The 18,932-nt window shown below is 65.9% G+C and carries 16 protein-coding genes, 1 tRNA gene and 1 pseudogene; 5 read left to right on the top strand and 13 right to left on the bottom strand.

The window, feature by feature from the left end; genetic code table 11:
• Positions 1-26 precede the first annotated feature (26 nt).
• The 8 genes and pseudogenes from AC1DFU_RS19765 to AC1DFU_RS19730 all read right to left on the bottom strand — a co-directional run.
• Positions 27-1,057, bottom strand: a pseudogene (locus tag AC1DFU_RS19765) (IS3 family transposase); the annotation flags it as partial.
• A gap of 191 nt (positions 1,058-1,248) precedes the next feature.
• Entirely contained in the window at positions 1,249-2,037 is a 789-nt protein-coding gene (gene cobA / locus AC1DFU_RS19760) for a uroporphyrinogen-III C-methyltransferase (RefSeq protein WP_092300765.1), read from the bottom strand.
• Between the two features lie 39 nt (positions 2,038-2,076).
• Positions 2,077-3,381 carry a sulfate adenylyltransferase subunit 1 gene (locus tag AC1DFU_RS19755; protein ID WP_092300768.1) on the bottom strand — a complete coding sequence of 435 codons (1,305 nt, stop codon included), beginning with the start codon at positions 3,379-3,381 and terminating at the stop codon, positions 2,077-2,079.
• A gap of 23 nt (positions 3,382-3,404) precedes the next feature.
• On the bottom strand, positions 3,405-4,364 hold the full coding sequence (cysD, locus tag AC1DFU_RS19750) for a sulfate adenylyltransferase subunit CysD (protein ID WP_441592372.1): 960 nt from the start codon (positions 4,362-4,364) through the stop codon (positions 3,405-3,407).
• Between the two features lie 26 nt (positions 4,365-4,390).
• The gene (locus AC1DFU_RS19745) at positions 4,391-5,197 is read right to left on the bottom strand and encodes a phosphoadenylyl-sulfate reductase (RefSeq protein WP_092300774.1); all 807 of its coding nucleotides are present in this window, start codon (positions 5,195-5,197) and stop codon (positions 4,391-4,393) included.
• Positions 5,194-5,769 (bottom strand): DUF934 domain-containing protein, encoded by a 576-nt coding sequence (locus AC1DFU_RS19740; RefSeq protein ID WP_441592370.1) that lies wholly within the window; start codon positions 5,767-5,769, stop codon positions 5,194-5,196. The genes AC1DFU_RS19745 and AC1DFU_RS19740 overlap by 4 nt, the downstream gene beginning before the upstream one ends.
• Before the next feature lie 20 nt (positions 5,770-5,789).
• A complete protein-coding gene (locus AC1DFU_RS19735) occupies positions 5,790-7,472 on the bottom strand; it encodes a nitrite/sulfite reductase (RefSeq protein WP_441592368.1) in 1,683 nt (560 codons plus the stop codon).
• A gap of 31 nt (positions 7,473-7,503) precedes the next feature.
• Complete coding sequence (locus AC1DFU_RS19730; RefSeq protein ID WP_092300783.1) at positions 7,504-8,277, bottom strand: sulfite exporter TauE/SafE family protein; 774 nt, start codon at positions 8,275-8,277, stop codon at positions 7,504-7,506.
• A gap of 172 nt (positions 8,278-8,449) precedes the next feature.
• Here AC1DFU_RS19730 and AC1DFU_RS19725 point away from each other — a divergent pair, with 172 nt between their 5' ends.
• From AC1DFU_RS19725 to AC1DFU_RS19710, 4 genes are all read left to right on the top strand, one after another.
• The gene (locus AC1DFU_RS19725) at positions 8,450-9,391 is read left to right on the top strand and encodes a CysB family HTH-type transcriptional regulator (RefSeq protein ID WP_092300786.1); all 942 of its coding nucleotides are present in this window, start codon (positions 8,450-8,452) and stop codon (positions 9,389-9,391) included.
• A gap of 54 nt (positions 9,392-9,445) precedes the next feature.
• Positions 9,446-10,594: a methyltransferase gene (locus AC1DFU_RS19720; RefSeq protein WP_092300789.1), complete on the top strand. Its 1,149-nt coding sequence runs from the start codon at positions 9,446-9,448 to the stop codon at positions 10,592-10,594.
• 113 nt (positions 10,595-10,707) lie between these two features.
• Positions 10,708-12,141, top strand: coding sequence for a DUF1996 domain-containing protein (locus AC1DFU_RS19715; protein ID WP_092300792.1), 1,434 nt, complete (start codon positions 10,708-10,710; stop codon positions 12,139-12,141).
• Between the two features lie 125 nt (positions 12,142-12,266).
• Positions 12,267-13,157 (top strand): NAD(P)-dependent oxidoreductase, encoded by an 891-nt coding sequence (locus AC1DFU_RS19710; protein WP_092300794.1) that lies wholly within the window; start codon positions 12,267-12,269, stop codon positions 13,155-13,157.
• Between the two features lie 13 nt (positions 13,158-13,170).
• Here AC1DFU_RS19710 and AC1DFU_RS19705 read toward each other — a convergent pair whose 3' ends face one another.
• Complete coding sequence (locus AC1DFU_RS19705; protein ID WP_441592364.1) at positions 13,171-14,088, bottom strand: alpha/beta hydrolase; 918 nt, start codon at positions 14,086-14,088, stop codon at positions 13,171-13,173.
• 163 nt (positions 14,089-14,251) lie between these two features.
• Here AC1DFU_RS19705 and AC1DFU_RS19700 point away from each other — a divergent pair.
• Positions 14,252-14,336, top strand: a tRNA-Leu gene (locus AC1DFU_RS19700).
• Positions 14,337-14,385: 49 nt separating this feature from the next.
• Here the strand turns inward: AC1DFU_RS19700 and aspT are convergent.
• From aspT to AC1DFU_RS19680, 4 genes are all read right to left on the bottom strand, one after another.
• Positions 14,386-16,071 carry an aspartate-alanine antiporter gene (gene aspT, locus AC1DFU_RS19695; RefSeq protein ID WP_092300800.1) on the bottom strand — a complete coding sequence of 562 codons (1,686 nt, stop codon included), beginning with the start codon at positions 16,069-16,071 and terminating at the stop codon, positions 14,386-14,388.
• A 39-nt stretch (positions 16,072-16,110) separates the two neighbouring features.
• Positions 16,111-17,775, bottom strand: coding sequence for a bifunctional aspartate transaminase/aspartate 4-decarboxylase (locus tag AC1DFU_RS19690; RefSeq protein ID WP_092300803.1), 1,665 nt, complete (start codon positions 17,773-17,775; stop codon positions 16,111-16,113).
• A 154-nt stretch (positions 17,776-17,929) separates the two neighbouring features.
• A complete protein-coding gene (locus AC1DFU_RS19685) occupies positions 17,930-18,322 on the bottom strand; it encodes a hypothetical protein (RefSeq protein ID WP_441592361.1) in 393 nt (130 codons plus the stop codon).
• A gap of 28 nt (positions 18,323-18,350) precedes the next feature.
• Entirely contained in the window at positions 18,351-18,932 is a 582-nt protein-coding gene (locus AC1DFU_RS19680) for a DUF1344 domain-containing protein (protein ID WP_092300808.1), read from the bottom strand.

The following is an 18,932-nucleotide window of genomic DNA, read 5'->3' as shown; positions in this document are numbered from 1 at the left end:
ACCCCCAGAAGTTGGACGGTTGATGGCTAGGCCGGAAAGGGCTGAGTCCTGTATTGCACGGGACTCAGCCCTTTTAGTTTGAGCTTGATGCGGTCATGATTGTAGTAGTGAATGTATTGGCGCAGTCCATCCTGCAGTTGCTCGATGCTGGTGAACTTGTTCAGGTAGAAGAATTCGGACTTTAGGATGCCGAAGAAGCTCTCCATGGCAGCGTTGTCGAGGCAGTTACCTTTGCGCGACATACTGGGACGGACACTGCGCTGCTTGAGCATCGATCGATAGGACGCCATTTGGTATTGCCAGCCYTGATCCGAATGCAGGATCGGTCGGTCCTTGGGGCCGAGTCGAGCAAACGCCTTCTTGAGCATTTTGCTTACCATCTCGAACAACGGACGCCTGGCCATCTCGTATGCGACGATCTCGCCGTTATGCAGGTCCAGCACCGGCGAGAGGTATAGCTTCTCGCCGGCGACGCTAAATTCGGTCACATCGGTTACCCATTTCTGATTCGGACGCCCGGCGTGGAACTGCCGTTGCAACACGTTGGGCGCAACTCGGCCCACCGCACCTTTGTAAGAACGGTATTTCTTTGGCCGGACGAGAGACTTCAGGCCCATGGCTTTCATCAGGCGCTGAACCGTCTTGTGGTTGACGATCAATTCCGCTTTCCGAAGCGCCGCCGTAATGCGGCGGTAGCCGTAGCGACCTTTGTGCTGCGCAAACAGCTCACGGATTCTTGCCTTCAGTTCCGCATACCTGTCCTGCGCCTGAAGTACTGTTTGCTGATAGTAGAAGGTGCTTCGTGCCAGGCCTGCGACCTTCAACAGCCCCGCCAATGGATACTGCCGCCTTAGCTCAAGCACTATTTGCGCTTTTTGGGTTGCGCAGATTTCTTGTTCGCTTGAACTAAGGCGYCGAGTTTTTTTAGGTAGGCGTTCTCCATGCGCAGGTAGTTCAGCTCGTCAATGAGCTCCTCGCGCGTGCGCGTGCGATCACCAGATGGCTTCGGTGGCTTTGCTTTGGGAGTGGGTGGCGACATCTTCCTGGGACGCCCTTTTGGGCCCGCTGTCTATTTCATGGCGTTTGGCGATCTCACCATAGCCTGCCTGACCGTCCAGGTAGCTCTGGATAACTGTCAGCCTGAACTGCTCCGAGTACCGATACATGAAAACACCCCAAAAGTTGGTGTCCAACTTTTGGGGTGCAGTTCAGATTCGTCGGGCTTTTTCATACGCCTCCCGCCAAGACTCAGGCGGCGCGCTCGTGATGGGGTTCGTCCGCCCCAGCCTCTTCCACGGATTCCGTCGCCCGATCCGCCAGTGCCTCGCCGATCATCAGCAGGCTCGGCTGCACGGGGTCCATCCATGCCGCAGCCTCCCCGGCCGCCATCTGGCGCAGCGTGAACTGGTGGCTGCGCTGCTTCGGGGTGGTGGCCGCTTCCACGACCCATGCGGGCGTCGTGGCGGGCTTGCCGTGGGCGATCAGCTGTGCGGCGATGTTGGCCGCCTGGTCGCGCCCCATGTAATAGACGATGGTGTCGGCGCGGACGTCGGCTTCCACGTCCACCGCATCGGCCGCCTTGGCCTGGGTGGCGAAGGCCACGCTGCGGGAGACGCCGCGCTTGGTCAGCGGCTTGCGGATGGCCGAGGCGGCCGCCAGCGCTGCCGTGATGCCCGGCACCACCTCATACTCGATGCCTGCCGCTTCCAGCGCCTGGAGTTCCTCGTCGGCGCGGCCGAACAGCATCGGGTCGCCGCCCTTGAGGCGCACCACGCGCTCGTACTTGGTGGCCAGGTCCACGATCTGGCGATTGATGAACAGCTGTGCGGTGCTGCGCTGCCCGCAGCGCTTGCCCACCTCCACGAGTTGCGCCTGGGGGCACCAGGCCAGCATCTCGGGCGACACCAGCGCGTCGTGCAGCACCACCTGGGCCTCGCCCAGCAGGCGTGCACCACGCACCGTAATGAGGTCGGCCGCACCGGGGCCTGCACCAATCAGGGTCACGCGTCCGGTCCGTTTGTCTTGATGCGGGGTCATCTCGCTCACTGTTCTACTTGCCGTCTGACGATGTCGATGTCAGCTATACGCACGGATCATGCCCGCCGCCACCGTGTGGTTGGTCGCTTCGTCGATCAGCACGAACGCGCCCGTCGCCGGATTATCGCCGTAGACATCGCACACGATCGGCTTCTGCAGCGACAACTGCACCGAACCGATGTCGTTCAGGCGGATGTCATGGCGGCCGGTCTCGTGCGACAGCGTGTGCACGTCCAGCACGCGATCCACCGCCGACACGCGCGCGAACACGCTGGCCGTGGTGTGCTTGAGCACGTACTTGCGCGACGGATTCAGCGATTCGTCGTCGAACCAGCACAGGTCGGCCTGCAGCTTCTTGGCCGAGACCGAGGCGGCGTCGGCGGCGACGAACATGTCACCGCGTGATACATCGACGTCTTCCGACAGGCGCACCGTCACGGTGTCGCCCGCGTTGGCCGAGTCGGCGGCGCCGTTCGGCGTCAGCACTTCGGCCACCACGGCGTCGCGGTTGGCCGGCAGCACGCGCAGCTTCTGGCCCACGCGCACGGTGCCCGCTTCCACGCGGCCGGCGTAGCCCCGGAAATCGTCCGACTGGGCGCCGTCCTGGCGGATCACCAGCTGCACCGGGAAGCGCAGCGCGGCGTCGCCCTCGGGGGCCGGCTCCTCGACAGGGAGGGCCTCCAGCAGCGGCAGCAGCGGCTCGCCCGAGTACCACGGCATCGCGTCGCTGGCGTGGACGATGTTGTCACCACGAAGCGCCGACACCGGCACATATCGCACATCTTTCAGGCCCAGTTGCGCGGCCAGTTCGGTGTACGCGGTACGGATCTCGTTGAAACGCTGCTCGTCGTACTCGATCAGATCCATCTTGTTGATGGCGACGATCACGTGCTGGATCTCCAGCAGCTTCAGGATGGCCGAGTGGCGCTTGGTCTGGGCCAGCAGTTCGGCACGGCCGCCCTGCACGGTCACGCGCGTGGCGTCCACCAGCACGATGGCGGCGTGCGCCGTGCTGGCGCCGGTCACCATGTTGCGGGTGTACTGCTCGTGCCCCGGCGTGTCGGCGATGATGAACTTGCGGCGCGCCGTGGAGAAGTAGCGGTAGGCCACGTCGATGGTGATGCCCTGCTCGCGCTCGGCTTCCAGGCCATCGGTCAGCAGCGAGAAGTCGATCTGTTCGCCGGCGGTGCGCTTGTTCTTGGCGTTGGCCAGCGCGGTCAGCTGGTCGGACAGCACGGCCTTGCTGTCATACAGCAGGCGGCCGATCAGCGTGCTCTTGCCGTCGTCCACGGAACCCGCGGTGATAAAGCGCAGCAGGCCCTGGTGAGATGCTTGTCTAGTCATGATGTGTGGTCCTTGGCTGCGGCTTAGAAGTAGCCTTCCTTCTTGCGGCGTTCCATCGACGCCTCGCTGGTCTGGTCGTCCATCCGGGTGGCGCCGCGCTCGGTGATCTCAGTCACCGCGGTCTCGGCGATGATGTCCACCGGGTTGGCGGCCGTGCTGGCCACCGGGCAGGTGCAGGAGATGTCGCCCACGGTCCGGAAGCGTACCGACAGCACCTCGCTCACATCGCCGTCCTGCTTGGGCGTGATCGGCGTCACTGGCACCAGCAGGCCGTTCTTGCGCACCACTTCGCGCTCGTGCGCATAGTAGATCGGCGGCAGGGCCAGGTTTTCCCGGGCGATGTACTGCCACACATCCAGCTCGGTCCAGTTCGAGATCGGGAACACGCGCATCTGCTCGCCGGCCGCCATGCGGGCGTTGTACAGGCTCCACAGCTCTGGGCGCTGGGCCTTGGGGTCCCACTGGCCGAACTCGTCGCGGAACGAGAAGATCCGTTCCTTGGCGCGGGCCTTCTCTTCGTCGCGGCGGGCGCCGCCCATCAGCGCGTCGTACTTGTGCGCCTCGATGGTTTCCAGCAGCGTCACGGCCTGCGCCGCGTTGCGCGAGTCGGTTTCCTTGCGCAGGCGCACCGTGCCGCGCTTGATCGAATCCTCGACATGGCCCACCACCAGGCGCGCGCCCAGTTCCGCCACGCGCTGGTCGCGGAAGGCGATCACTTCCGGGTAGTTATGGCCGGTGTCGATGTGCACCAGCGGGAACGGCAGTTCCACCTTGCGGTCGCCCAGGCGGAAGGCCTTCAGCGCCAGGTGCAGCATGACGATCGAATCCTTGCCGCCGGAGAACAGCAGCGCCGGGTTGCGGCACTCGGCCACCACTTCACGGATGATGTAGATCGACTCGGCTTCCAGCCGGTCGAGGTGGTCGTTCTGGACCTGGAGCAGGTGTTCAACCCCTGCTTCTGCGATGTCGTTCATGATGCCCATGTCGTTCTCGGCCTCGATTCAATACTTCAATGCTTGATGTTCTGCTCGTGGAGCCCGCACTCTTTCGAGTCCTTGGTCTCCCACCACCAACGTCCTGCGCGGACGTCTTCGCCAGCCTTCACGGCGCGCGTACACGGCTCGCAGCCAATGCTCGGGTAGCCCTTGGCATGCAGCGCGTTCACCGGCACGTTGTGGCGCACCAGATAGGCCCAGACCTCGGCCTCGGTCCAGTCGGCCAGCGGATTGAATTTGGGGATGTCGCGCGCTTCGTCCAGCTCCTCGAACGGCAGCTCGGCACGCGTGACGGCCTGCTCGCGGCGCTGGCCGGTCATCCAGGCATCGGCGTGGGACAGCGCGCGGTTCAGCGGCTCCACCTTGCGGATGCCGCAGCAGCTCTTGCGCAGGTCCACGCTATCGTAGAACGCGTTCAGGCCGTGGTTCTTCAGGTAGTTCTCCACCGCTTCCGGGTCCGGCGTGAACTGCTCGATGGCGTAGCCGTAGTGCGTATGCACCTGATCCAGCACGGCCAGCGTCTCGGCGTGCAGGCGGCCCGTGTTCAGCGTGAACACGCGGATGCCGGCGCGCACGGCGTCACCGCCACGCAGGATGGCATCGGTCAGGACCATATCCTCGGCAGCCAGGCTGGTGGCGAAGCGGGCGCGGAAGAAGCGGCCCGCAATCTCGGCCAGCCGCTCGGCCAACGCGCGTTCCTTGGCTTCCAGCGCCTCCACCGTGCCCGTGTAGACCGGCTGGGTCCACAGCGCGGGCGGGCGCAGGCCGGACACCGGCGCGCCCAGCTCCACCACAGGGATGTCGGAGATCACTGCGCTCATGCGGCGCCCCGGGCGGTCACTTCCGCACGGTTGCGGCGGAACAGCGGCAGCGGCTCGTCCACCGATGCCTGATAGGCCACCGTGAACTCGGTGAAGCCCTTGATGGCGTCGTCGATGTTCTTGTCGGCGCGCACCGCGAAGGCGTCGAAGCCGCAGCGCTTCATGAAGTTGAGCTGGTCGCGCAGCACGTCGCCGATGGCGCGGAGCTGGCCGTCCCAGTGGTAACGGGTGCGCAGCAGGTAGGCCGACGAGAAACCGCGGCCATCGCGGAACACCGGGAAATCGACGGCGACCAGCGACACGCGGTCGAAGAGCGCCTCGGCATCGCCCGGCTCGTCTTCAGGAGCCAGCCACACGCCGGTGATGGCCTTGTCGCGGCCGGCCAGCAGCGCTGCGTGCGCCTTCCACACCGACAGCGGGAACAGCACGGCGTCCGTGCCCTGCGCGGCGGCGGCCACGCGGGCGTCGTCCAGCGGCTCGGTCTCGGTGGCGCGCAGCACGGTCCAGTCGTCCTCGACGATCACGGGGCGGAGGTCGGCGGCGTCGCGTTGCAGTTTAATAATCTTTGCCATGTTCAGTCTCTCCGGGGTCGTCAGGCTTCGGCGCGCTCTTCGCGCTGCTTGTCGGCGTACACACGTTCCTTGAACGGGGCGATGCCGATGCGGGCGAACGTGTCGATGAAGCGCTCGTCCTCGACGCGGTGCGCGACGAAGGTTTCGATGATGCGGCTCACCACGTCGGGCATTTCCTCGGCGCTGAACGACGGGCCGATGACCTTGCCCAGCGCGGTGTTGTTGCCCTGGGCGCCGCCGAGCGTCACCTGGTACCACTCGGAACCGTCCTTGTCCACGCCCAGCACGCCGATGTTGCCCACGTGGTGGTGACCGCAGGCGTTGATGCAGCCGGAGATGTTCAGCGAGATCTCGCCGAGGTCGTACACGAAGTCGAGGTTGTCGAAGCGCTCCTGGATGCCCAGCGCGATCGGGATCGACTTGGCATTCGCCAGCGAGCAGAAATCGCCGCCCGGGCAGGCGATGATGTCGGTCAGCAGGCCGATGTTGGCCGTCGCCAGGCCGGCCTGCTTCGCTTCCTGCCAGAGGGCGAAAAGGTCATGCTTCTTGACGTCCGGCAGCACCAGGTTCTGCTCGTGCGCCACGCGCAGCTCGCCAAACCCGTAGCGGTCGGCCAGGTCGGCCACGGCTTCCATCTGCTTGTCCGTGGCATCGCCCGGGGGCGAGACGGGGCCCGGCTTGGTGGAGAGCGTCACGGCGGCATAGCCCGGCACCTTGTGGGCGTGCACGCTGCGGCTGACCCAGCGCGCGAACGCCTTGTCCTCGAGCAGGTGCTTCTCGTAGCCGGCGTCGGTGTCGGCCAGCTTCTCGTAGGCCGGCGGGGCGAAGTACTGCGCCACGCGGGCGAACTCGTCCTGCGTGATGGTGCCCGGGCCGTCCTTGCTGTGCTGCCACTCTTCCTCGACCTCGGCGGCGAACTTCTCGGCGCCGATAGCCTTCACGAGGATCTTGATACGGGCCTTGTACTTGTTGTCGCGGCGGCCGTAGCGGTTGTACACGCGAATCGCGGACTCCACGTAGGTCAGCATGTGCTGCCACGGCAGGTCGTCCTTGATGATCGTGCCCAGGATCGGCGTGCGGCCCAGGCCGCCACCGGCCAGGATGCGCAGGCGCGTCTCGCCGGCGGCATTCCGGTAGGCGTAGATGCCGATGTCGTGCATCTGCACCACGGCGCGGTCGTTGGCGGAGGCCGAGATCGCGATCTTGAACTTGCGCGGCAGGAAGGCGAATTCCGGCTGGAAGGTGCTCCACTGGCGCAGCAGTTCGGCCAGCACGCGCGGGTCCACGGTCTCGTCCGGCGTCACGCCGGCGAAGTGGTCGGTCGTGATGTTGCGCACGCAGTTGCCCGAGGTCTGGATGCCGTGCATCTCCACGCTGGCGAGGTCGGCCAGCACGTCCGGCACGCGCTCGAGGTCCATCCAGTTGTACTGGATGTTCTGGCGCGTGGAGAAGTGGCCGTAGCCACGGTCGTACTCGCGCGCGATATGCGCCAGCATGCGCATCTGCTTCGACGCCAGCAGGCCGTACGGAATGGCCACGCGCAGCATGTAGGCATGGCGCTGCATGTACAGGCCGTTCTGCAGCCGCAGCGGCAGAAATTCCTCTTCGGTCAGTTCGTCGGAGAGGCGGCGGCGCACCTGGTCACGGAACTGGGCAACGCGCTCTTGGACGATGCGCTGGTCGTATTGATCGTACTGATACATGGTGTGGGTCCGTTCAGTATTCGTTGAATGCTTAGGAAACGAGCTTGATGGCGACCAGCGTGAGCGTGGTGGCCAGGGCGGCGCGCACGAGCCGCTCGGGCAGCGCCCGGGACAGTTGCGCGCCCAGCCAGATGCCGGGGATCGAGCCCACCAGCAGCGCCAGCAACAAATTCCAGTCGACGGTGCCGAGCCACACGTGGCCCAGCCCGGCCACCGCCGTGAGCGGCACGGCGTAGGCGATATCGGTGCCAGCCACTTCGGCCGGCTTCATATGGGGGTACAGCAACAGGATCAGCGTGGCGCCAACCGCGCCGGCGCCGATCGACGACACCGTGACGAGCACGCCGATCACGGCGCCCACCACCACGGTCGCCACCACCTGGCGGCGGCCTTCCAGCTGGAAACGCGGGTTGCGTTCGAGCCAGGCCAGCATCTGCTTGCGGAACAGCAGCGACAATACAGTCAGCAGCACCGACACGCCGATCATCAGCCGAATGCCGTGCAGCCAGCGCGCGTCCAGCTCGCCGGCGCTCTTGAGTACGAGGATGGCGACCAGTGCGGCGGGCAGGCTGCCGATGCAGAGGCGGCGCACCACCTGCCATTGCACGTGGCCATGGGCGCGGTGCGCGATGGTGCCGAAGCCCTTGGTGATCGAGGCGAACGCGAGGTCGGTACCCACCGCCGTGGCCGGCGAGAAGCCGAACAGCAGGGTCAGCAGCGGCGTCATGAGCGAACCCCCGCCTACCCCGGTCAGACCGACCAAGATACCTACCAGCAGACCGGAAGCGGTATACGCAAGGGACATTCGGGGGGTTCTCAACAATGCCTTTTCCGTCACTTCCGCGCCTCGCCGGGGTTCAGGCTGGGCGCGGACGCAATACGGGCAGGCCGTTATTTAACAAAGTTCGAAAATCGTAATAAACTGGCCTCATATCTCAAACTAATAAGAAGTTGTTTGTTTATACGCACCGAGTTATATGAACCTGCACCAGTTCCGCTTCGTGCGCGAGGCCGTCCGTCAGAACTACAACCTGACCGAAGCCGCTAAAGCGCTCTATACGTCACAACCTGGCGTCTCCAAGGCCATCATCGAGCTGGAGGAGGAGCTGGGCGTCGATATTTTTACGCGGCACGGCAAGCGCATCCGCAGCCTGACCGAGCCGGGGCGCCGCATCCTGACCTCCGTGGAGAAGATCCTGCAGGAGGTGGAGAGCCTGAAGCGGGTAGGCAAGGACTACGCTGCCCAGGATCAAGGCAACTTCACCATCGCCACCACGCACACCCAGGCGCGCTATGCCCTGCCGCGCGTGATCGGCGAGTTCACCAAGCGCTACCCCAAGGTGCGGCTGTCGATCCAGCAGGGCAACCCCTCGCAGATCGCGGACATGATCCTGCACGACCAGGCCGACATCGGTATCGCCACCGAGGGCATCTCGGGGGACAAGGGCCTGGTGTCGCTGCCCGGCTACCAGTGGTCGCATACGGTCATCACGCCGCCCGACCATCCCTTGCTGGAAAAGAAGCACATCGCGCTCGAGGACATCGCAAGTTACCCATTGATCACTTACGATCCGAATTTCGCGGGCCGCCCCAAAATTGACAAGGCATTCGCCTTGCGCCAGTTGGAGCCGGATATCATCCTCGAGGCCATCGACGCAGACGTGATCAAGACCTATGTCGAGATCGGCCTGGGCATCGGTATCGTGGCCGGTGTGGCGTTCGATGCCGAGCGCGACCGCAACCTGCGCGGCATCCCGGTCGGCCACCTGTTCGGCACCAATGTGACCCATCTGGCCGTCAAACAGGGCGCGTATCTGCGCAGCTTCGTCTATACCTTCATCGAATTGTTCTCGCCCACCCTGAACCGCAAGCTCGTGGAACAGGCGATGTCGGGCGATCACGAGGCCTATGAGCTGTAATCGGCACATTTAAGATTGCCTGCCGATGTGGCGCACGCCTCCCTCTATATAGATATGTCTGACTCCTCCTCCCTCCCCACCATCCACTGGACCGAAGACGGCGCCGAGCGCAGCGCGCTGTGGCGCTCCGAGGCCGGCCTGCCGCCGCCAAAGCGCGTGGTGATTGCCGATGACCAGACGCCTGCCGACACGGCGTTTCGGCTGGCCAGCGAAGGCGTGGCCCTGCTCTGGCGCGGCGACTTCCAGAACGCGCGCCAGCTGCTCCAGGCCATGGCCCGCCGCACCGACCGCAAGCCCAAGCGCGCGCCCAAGCCGCCGGCCAACATGACCGAGGCGTTCCACAAGCACCGGCTGGCGCAGTCGCAACGCGCGCGCACGCTGGGCATGCTGCTGCTGCCGTTCGACGCCGGCCACGTGGTGCCGCTGCGCCGCGCGCCCGAGGTGGCTGAGGCCTGCACGCAGGTCTACGGCCCGGCCACGGCGCCCTATGTGGCCTCGATGCGCGAACTGCTCGGCCTGATCGGCGCCTACGAGTGGCGCAAGAAGGGCGTCGAGATCCCGGTGCTGGGCGAACGGATCCACCCGTGGTACGGCGTGTTCTCGCCGGTGCGGGGCGAATACCTCGACCTCGTCGCCAAGGAAGCGCTGCCCTCGGACAAGCTCGCCTTCGACATCGGCACCGGCACCGGCGTGCTGGCGGCCCTGCTGGCGCAGCGCGGCGTGCGCCGCGTGGTGGCCACGGACCAGGACCCGCGCGCGCTGCAATGCGCCCGCGACAACCTCGGCCGGCTGGGTCTGACCCATCAGGTGGAAGTGGTCGAGGCCGACCTCTTCCCCGCCGGCCGCGCCCCGCTGGTGGTCTGCAACCCGCCCTGGGTGCCCGCGCGACCGAGTTCGCCGGTCGAGCATGCCGTGTTCGATCCCGAGAGCCGCATGCTGCGCGGCTTCCTCGCCGGCCTTGCCGAGCATCTGGAGCCGGCCGGCCAGGGCTGGCTGCTGCTCTCCGACTTCGCCGAGCATCTGGGCCTGCGCACGCGCGAGGAACTGCTGGGCTGGATCGAAGACGCCGGGCTGAAGGTGCTGGGCCGCTCCGACATCCGCCCGCGCCATCCCAAGGCGAGTGATCCGGACGATCCGCTGCACCAGGCCCGCAAGGCCGAGGTGACCTCGCTGTGGCGCCTCGCGGCCTCGCAAAAACTTTGATTATTCAAGTGCATCAAGAACAAGGAGATTGAGACGATTCGTTGCGTCCGTCGTCGCTAGAATCGGCCGCGCCTGATCCTGTCAGGCAGCCATTCCGACAACCACGACGACCGATGCACGCTTCCTGTCTCAAAACCCTTGTCCTGGCGGGCGGTCTGGCCGCCAGCTTCTCCGCAATGGCGCAGGGCACCCTGCGCGACGGCCGCGCCAACGCGCTCTGCCTGTACTCGCACACGCTGGCGGACGACCCCATCGTTCACCCGAAGCGGCCGGGCACGGCGATGCGGCATGACTTCTTCGGCAACACGGCGGCAGACGCCTACACCACGGGCGCCGACCTGCTGGCAAAGTCCGGCACCACCTGCGAGAACGCTGCGGACACCAGCTCGTACTGGGCCCCCTCGCTGAAGCTGCCCGACGGCACGATCGTGCCGCCCACCTACAAGAAGACCTACTACTCGAACGTGGCGGTGCCCAGTTCCAACCGCTACCCGGTCAGTGTCATGCCAACCGGCCTGCAAATGCTGGCCGGCAACCACGCCGGCACGCAGCCCAACCCGCGCATCTCGTTCCTGTGCACCGGCAGCCGCAGGGGCTACACCAACACCATCCCGACTGACTGCGTGCCCGATCCGGTGAAGGGGACGCAACTCAACATCGGCATCAGCTTCCCCACCTGCTGGGACGGCATCAACCTGAATCCGACGCTGCGCTCCCATCACGGCGGCTACAACAACATGGCCTATGCCGACCAGAGCGGCGCCTGCCCGGTCGGCTATCCGGTGCGCGTGCCGCACCTGAGCATCAATCTCGCCTATGCGCTGGGCCAGGTGCGCGATCTCACGCATGCGCAGCTCTCGAAGGACCCGACGCTGAACGCGCATGGCAAGGTATCCCAGGAGAACTGGGGGCCCCTCTATTCGGGGCATGCCGACTTCTTCAATGGCTGGCAGCCCAAGGCCATGCACTATCTGACCGAACAATGCCTCAACAAGGAACGCGCCTGCGCCCGGGAAATTCCGTACGACTACAACGCGCCCGAGGCTGACGCGATGGTCAGCGGCGGCAATGATGTCCACACGACATTCGGCCGCGACGTGAAACTGGCCACCGAGGCGGCGCAAGGCGCCACGCCGCCGCTGAGCTTCTACATGAAGTTCCAGATCCCTGAAGGCGCGCAGGCCCTGCCCGCCCGCTTCAAGCCCGAGTACCGGATCATGCTCCATGGCGGCAACGTCACCGGCACGGCGGCCGATATCCTGCAGGTCTTCGTCACCGACACGGCGTGGAACGAAGACACCCTGACCATGGCCAACGCGCCAGCGTGCGGCGGCCGGTTCGTCGGACGGCTTCACCTCAACCATGTGCAGCAATCTCGGCAGATCGATGTCAGCGCGGCGGTGGCCAACGCACTCGCGGCTGGCCAAAAGACGATCTCGTTCTGCGTGAAGGCCGTGCGCCCCGGCCATGCGTTCGCCTTCAGCAGCAAGGAAGGGCCCAACAGCCCCCTGCTAATCCTGCGCGCCATCCAACAACTGCCGTTCTGAGCCCCTGCCCCGGAGCCCGCGCAGGCCCCTGCGTGGCGCCGCGCGGCATCCTCGGCTATCCTCGCCATGTGTCGCCCAAGCCGGCGGCACATGGCTTTTTTTACGATGGGGATAAGGAACCGCGGATGACCACCCTTGCATTTATTGGCCTTGGCGCGATGGGCGCGCCGATGGTCGGCCACCTGATTGCTGGCGGCCACACGGTACGGGCCTTCGTACGCCGCCCGGAGGCCGCCGACGCGGCCCGCCAGCTCGGCGCGGAACCGTGCTTCACGCCGGCTGACGCCGCACGCGGAGCGGCCGTGGTGTTCACCAATGTCACCTCGTCGGAAGACGTGCGCACGGTGCTGCTCGGCAAGGATGGCGTGATCGAGGGCGCCGCGCCCGGCACGATCTGCGTCGATCACAGCACAATCTCGCCGATCGTCACGCGCGAGATTGCCCAGTCGCTGGCGGCGCGCGGCATCCACGCGCTCGACTGCCCGGTGTCGGGCGGCACGACCGGCGCGCAGGCCGCCACGCTGACCATCATGGTCGGCGGCAAGGCCGAGCACCTGGAAACGGTGCGGCCGCTGCTGAACCTGATTGGCAAGTCGATCACGCATATCGGCGACCACGGCGCGGGCCAGGTCGCCAAGCTGTGCAACCAGATCGCCCAGGTGGTGAATATCGAGGGCATCGCCGAGGCCATGCGCTTTGCCGCCGCGCAGGATGTGGACACCGGCAAGGTGTTCCAGGCGATCTCCACGGGCTTTGCGGGCAGCCGCATGCTCGATCTGCTGGGGCCGAAGATGGTGGCGCGCGACTTCGCCGCCGGCATCGAATCGCGGCTGCATGCCAAGGATTTCGGCCTGGCGCAGGACATCGCCGAGCAGATCGGGCTGGACCTGCCCGCGATGCGCGTCACCTCGGCCCAGCTCGACCAGATGATGGCAAACGGCTGGGGACGCGACGACACCTCGTCGCTGCTGCGCCTGCTGGAACACAAGCAGGCGCCGGACTCGGACGCGTCCTAAAGCCTGCCCTCCCCTACATCCCGCCGATCATCGCCAGCAGCGCGCGCAGCATCGGGCTGCCGTCGCGCGCCAGGTCGTCCATCGCGTTGAAATGATGGCGGCCCGGCAGCGGGATGTCCTCGCGCGCGTTGTCCGGCCAGGCGGCGCGGATCAGCGCGTTCTGGCGGTGATATTCGCTTGATTCGATCTCGCCCACCGCCGTCAGCAGCGGCGCGCGCGTGGCGGGCGGCAGGAAGGCCGGCGAGAGACGCACGACATCTGACTCGGTCAGACGCAGGTCCACCTGAAGGAAGTCGGCGCGGCGCAGCGGTTCGAGGTCGTACAGGCCGCTGATCGACAGACCGCCCCGGATCAGGCCCACCGGCAGGTCTGCGCCCACCTGCGGCCACAGCGCCGCCATCAGCATGGTCACCAGATGCCCGCCCACCGAATGCCCGGCCGCGAAGATGCGGTCGCGATCATGGCCGAGCGCATCGCCCTGCCGGTACAGCCACGCCACGCTCTGCACCACCTGCCGGACGATGGTTTCCACCGTGACCGCCGGGCACAGCGAATAGTTGATGATCGCCACCGACACGCCGCGCCGGGGCAGCAGGCTGGCCACGAAGCTGTGGTCGCGCTTGTCGAGCGCCCGGAAGTAGCCGCCGTGGACGAACACCAGCAGCGGCGGACGGGTGCCGGCGGGCACGCCCGTGGCGGGGAAATAGTCGAGGCGCTCGTCGTCGGCATGGGGCGACGCCGGGTCGCCATAGGGCAGGTTCTCGAGGTACGACGCCGCGGCAGCCCGCACCAGCGCCGAATCGGCAGCCCAGCGGGCCATGTGCGTGGCGTTGTCCGGCACCCGGGCGCGGTTGTTATAGGCGTGCGCGTAGAACGCGGGGTCCTGGGATGGCAACTCGGCAAGGCTGGCCAGGGACGGCTGGTCTGACATGTCACGGTGCTCCGATGGGGACGCCGCGACGAGGACGGGGGCGAAGCGGGCGGCGCTGCGCGCTATGCTACCGCAAGCCCGGGGCGGTTGTTCGGCGGGGCGATTTCCGGCATAATCCGCGGTTCATCGCCGCGCGATGCCCGTCCGGGTATCGCCGCCCAATGCCCGGGTGGTGAAACAGGTAGACGCAGGGGACTCAAAATCCCCCGCCGCAAGGCGTGTCGGTTCGAGTCCGACCCCGGGCACCATCCCCCGCACCGCGAGTGCATCCCGCACCACTCCCCTTTTTTGGCCCCCTCACGCCAAAATCATGATCACCACCATCCCCCAGATCGTCAGCAGCGTGTTGCCGACCGCGTAGGTCACCGTATAGCCCAGCCCCGGCACCTGGCTCTTGGCCGCTTCGCAGAGCATGCCGAGTGCCGCCGTGGTGGTGCGCGCCCCGGCGCAGACGCCGAGCAGCAGCGCCGGGTGGAAGTGGAACACGTACTTGGCGATGAACATGCCGATGAACAGCGGCACGGCGGTGGCGAAGATGCCCCACAGGAACAGGCTGATGCCGAGTTTCTGGAGCCCGGCGACGAAGCCCGGGCCGGCGGAGATGCCCACCACGGCGATGAACACGTTCAAGCCCACCGAGTTCATGAACCAGACTGTCGGTTCCGGAATGCGGCCGAAGGTCGGGTGGATGGCGCGATACCAGCCGAAGATGATCCCCGCGATCAGCGCGCCGCCGGCGGTGGACAGCGTCAGCGGAATGCCCCCCACGTTCAGCACGATGGCCCCGATCAGCGTGCCCACCGTGATCGCCAGCGACATGAAGGCCACGTCGGTCACCGTGGTCGGCCGGTCCACGTAGCCGAGGGTCTTGGCCGTGGCGTTGATGTCGCGCGTGCGGCCCACCAGCGTGACCACATCGCCGCGATACAGCTTGGTCTTCGGCAGCACCGGGATCACGGTCTCGGTCGGGCCGCGCTTGATCTTCCTCAGGAACACCCCGCGCGCGCCGGGCTCGTGCGCCAGTTCCTCGAGCGTCTTGTCATCCACGGCCTTGTTGGTGATGTAGATGTCCACGCCCTCGGTGGGTGTGTCCAGCAGCTCGCGGTCTTCCACCTCCGCGCCGCGCGGGCCAAGGAATTCGATCAGCTGGTTACGCTTGCCGCCAATCGCCACCACGTCGCCGGCCTGCAGCACCGTGGACGGGTCCGTCTCGATGATCTTGCCGTCGCGCCGGATGCGCTCGATGAACGCCCGGAAGCCCGCCTGCGTGTGGGACTCCACATCGCCCACGGTCTTGCCGATGTAGGGCGCGTCGGGCGCCAGCTTGTAGGCGCGCAGCTCGAAGTTGTGCCACTGCGTGCCGGCGGCATCGTCACTGGCGCCCAGCAGGTGCTCGTACTCCTTGCAGGCGTTCACGAGGTCGATGCCCAGCAGCTTCGGCCCGATCTGCGCCAGGATGATGGCCGAGCCGACCGTGCCGAAGATATACGTCACCGCGTAGGCAATCGGCATGGCGTCCAGCAACTCCTTGGTTTCCTCGGGCGAGCGGCCCAGCCGGTTGATGGCGTCCGTCGCCAGCCCCATCGACGCCGAAATGGTCTGCGAGCCGGCGAACAGCCCCGCCGACGAGCCGAGGTCATACCCGGCGATCATCGCCGCCCCCACCGACACCACCAGCGACAGCACCGCCAGGATCACCGCGAAAATCGCCTGGGGCACGCCGTCCTTGGCGATGCCCCGCACGAACTGCGGCCCCACGCCGTACCCCACCGCGAACAGGAACATCAGGAAGAAGACCGACTTCACGTTGGCCGAGATCTTGACGCCGAGGATGCCGATCACGATCGCCACCAGCAGCGTCGACGTCACCGCCCCGAGACTGAAGCCCTTGAAGCTCTTGCCGCCCACCCAGTACCCGATGCCCAGCGCCAGGAAGATCGAGATCTCCGGGTAGGCTTTCAGGGTCGTCACGAACCAGTTCATGAAGCACCTCCTTCGGGTTGTTCTTCTGGGTGCGGGCGGCTACTTGCCTGACTTGCCCTTGCCCGACTTGTCAGATTTTTCGGACTTGTCCGATTTATCCGCCTTGCCCACCTTGCCGCCCTGCGCCCGGTATTTCTCCAGGTACTCGTCGCGCAGCTTGCGCACCGAGCGGCCGATCTTCACGTAGTCCTCTTCGTTGAGGTTGGCCAGCGAGACCCGTCCGGACGGATGCTGGGTCCCAAATCCACCACCGGGCAGCAGCACCACGCCGGCCTCCTCGGCCAGCCGGAACAGCAGCTCGTGCGGCTTGATCGAGTCCAGCAGCCACTTCACGAACTCCGGCCCCACCTCGCGGCTCTCGCGCTCCACGTCGAGCAGCGTGTAGTAATCCACCACGTTCTCGTCCACGGCCTCGGCCTTCGCTCCCATGCCGCGGTACAGCGCGGCCTTGCGGCTGCGGATCAGGCGCTTCACGGTGTCCTTGTAGGTGTCCGCCGTGTCCATGAGCGAGAACAGCGAGAACAGCACCATCTGCACCTGCTGCGGCGTGGAAAGCCCCGCCGTATGGTTCAGGGCCACGGTGCGGCTGTCCGCCACGATGCGGTCGATGAACGGCAGCTTGGCCGGCTCGGTGGTGATGGACGAATAACGCTCGTTCAGCGCCTTCTTGTCGGCATCGGGCAGCGCGGCGATCTGCGCATCGAACAAGTTCGATTTATGCGTGGCGATGACCCCCAGCCGCCAGCCCGTGGCGCCGAAGTACTTCGAGTACGAGTACACCAGGATGGTGTTGCGCGGGCACATGGCGAACAGCGAGACGAAGTTGTCGGCGAAGGTGCCGTACACGTCGTCGGTCAGGATGATCAGGTCCGGGCGCTCCTTGACGATGTCCGCCAGGTATTCCAGGCTGGCATCGCTCACCCGCACCGAGGGCGGGTTGCTCGGGTTGACCAGGAAGAACGCCTTGACCTTGGGGTCGCGCAGCTTGTCCAGTTCCTCGTTCGGGTATTGCCAGCCGGCCGCCGGATCGGCGTTGATATTCACCTCGTGGAGGTTGTATTCCTTCAGCTCGGGAATCTCGATGTACGGCGTGAAGATCGGCATGCCCAGCGCGATGGTGTCGCCCGCGCGCAGCAGCCCGTTCACGCGCATCGAGTTGAACAGGTAGGTCATGGCCGCCGTGCCGCCTTCCACGGCGTAGAGGTCGAAGTCGCCCTCGAACGGATGCGCGCCGATCATCTCCCGGCGGATGTACTGCTTGACGATCTTTTCGCTGAGCCGCAGCATCCGGTCCGGCACCGGGTAGTTGCAGGCCATGAAGCCCTCGCACATCTCGTAGAGAAAGTCGCCGCCGTCCAGCCCGAGCTGGTCGCGCACGTACGAGACCGCGCCGGTCAGGAAGGCCACGCCGGGCACGTCATGGTGCTGGCGCGAGAACTGGTCGAAGCGTTCCTCGATGCCGGCCCGGCGCGGGAATCCGCCCACGCCCACGGGCAGGTAGGAGAACGCCCGCTCCGACTCGATCATGGCGAAGTGCCCAAGCTGCAGGAAGCCATGGCGCGGCACGGTGGCCAGGAAATTGGGGTTGCCCCGCCCCGCGTTGAGCATCAGCCGGTTGGACACGCTCCCGGCCAGCTTGATCAGTTCATCCTTGAGTTCGAAGGGCGAAAGGCTCGCCAGCTTCGACGTATCGTGTCGGCTCATGGTGCATGCCTCGCAAGGGGGTAACAATGGTCAAAGCGTCCGCGCCGAGCGCGGACACCGCTTCCTGAACAAGATATTCAACCGGGGCACGCGCCGGTATTGGACCATGGTCCACCATGCGGAGCGCGCATCACCCAAGTGAGGGACGGCCCGGCTACTGCTTCATCTGCGTGCGCCGCCAGTCGCCGTCGCCCTTGCGGCAGTACCAGCCCGTCCATTTCTCGGACTTGCCGGCCTGCCGGAACTCCGACTTCACCTGACGGCAACGCTGATCCCCCTTTTGGGTGGTCTTGATCAGCGTCATGCTGCCTTCGGCGGCCTTCGCGTCCTTGTCCGCTGGCAGCTCAAACGGCGTACTGCTGCCATCGTCCTTCTCGGACAAGGCCTTGCGGTAGATGTCGGCAAGCGTCTCCGTCTGCGGGCGGCTCAGCCGGCCGACGATGGTGTTGTTCAGGAAATGGTCGAAGTACGCCTGGGCCGGCCAGGCCATCGCACAGAGGGCGAGGCCGGCGCAGACGCGGAGGTTGACAACAAGGCGGCGCGACATGGCAGTAGGTGCGATAGGTGCGACAGGGCTACTTCGTCGCCGCCTGCACGTTCACGGCCACGGCCTGCGTGTAGACGGCCTTGATGCGGTCGCCCTTCTTCACCTCGGCCAACTGGGCGGGGTCTTCCACCATCAGGTCCATGACATTGCCCTTGGGCCCCTTCACCGTCACGGTGTGCTTGGACGGGCTGACCGCCACCACATCGGCCACCACGGTCACCTCCTGCCCAATCACGCCGCCCGGCTTGGCACCCGGCGCCGAGCGCTCCTCGATGGGCTTGGTTTCCATCGACAGCGGCCCACTCCCCTTCTCCAGCTTCAGCGTCAGCGCCTCGCGGTATTCCACCGCCACCTTGTCGCCGACCTTGAGCTGGTCGAAGTTGCGCGCCTCGGGGCCCACGGCCAGGTCGACGACCTTGCCCGTCTGCGTCTTCAGGGTCACCGTGCGCGTGGGCGCGTCGATTTTCGTGATCGTCGCGTTCACCTTGGCGGTGCCCGTCATCGTGGCCGTCCCCTGTCCACGCGTGACATCCACCTTGGTATCCGGCTGGGCCTGCGCCGCGCCTGCCATGGCAATCATCGCCACCATCACCAGCACTCGTTTTTTCAT

The organism is Cupriavidus sp. 10L45, from assembly GCF_056395225.1.
The sequence above is the reverse complement of the archived record's forward strand: the minus strand, read 5'-3'. Positions and strand labels throughout refer to the sequence as shown.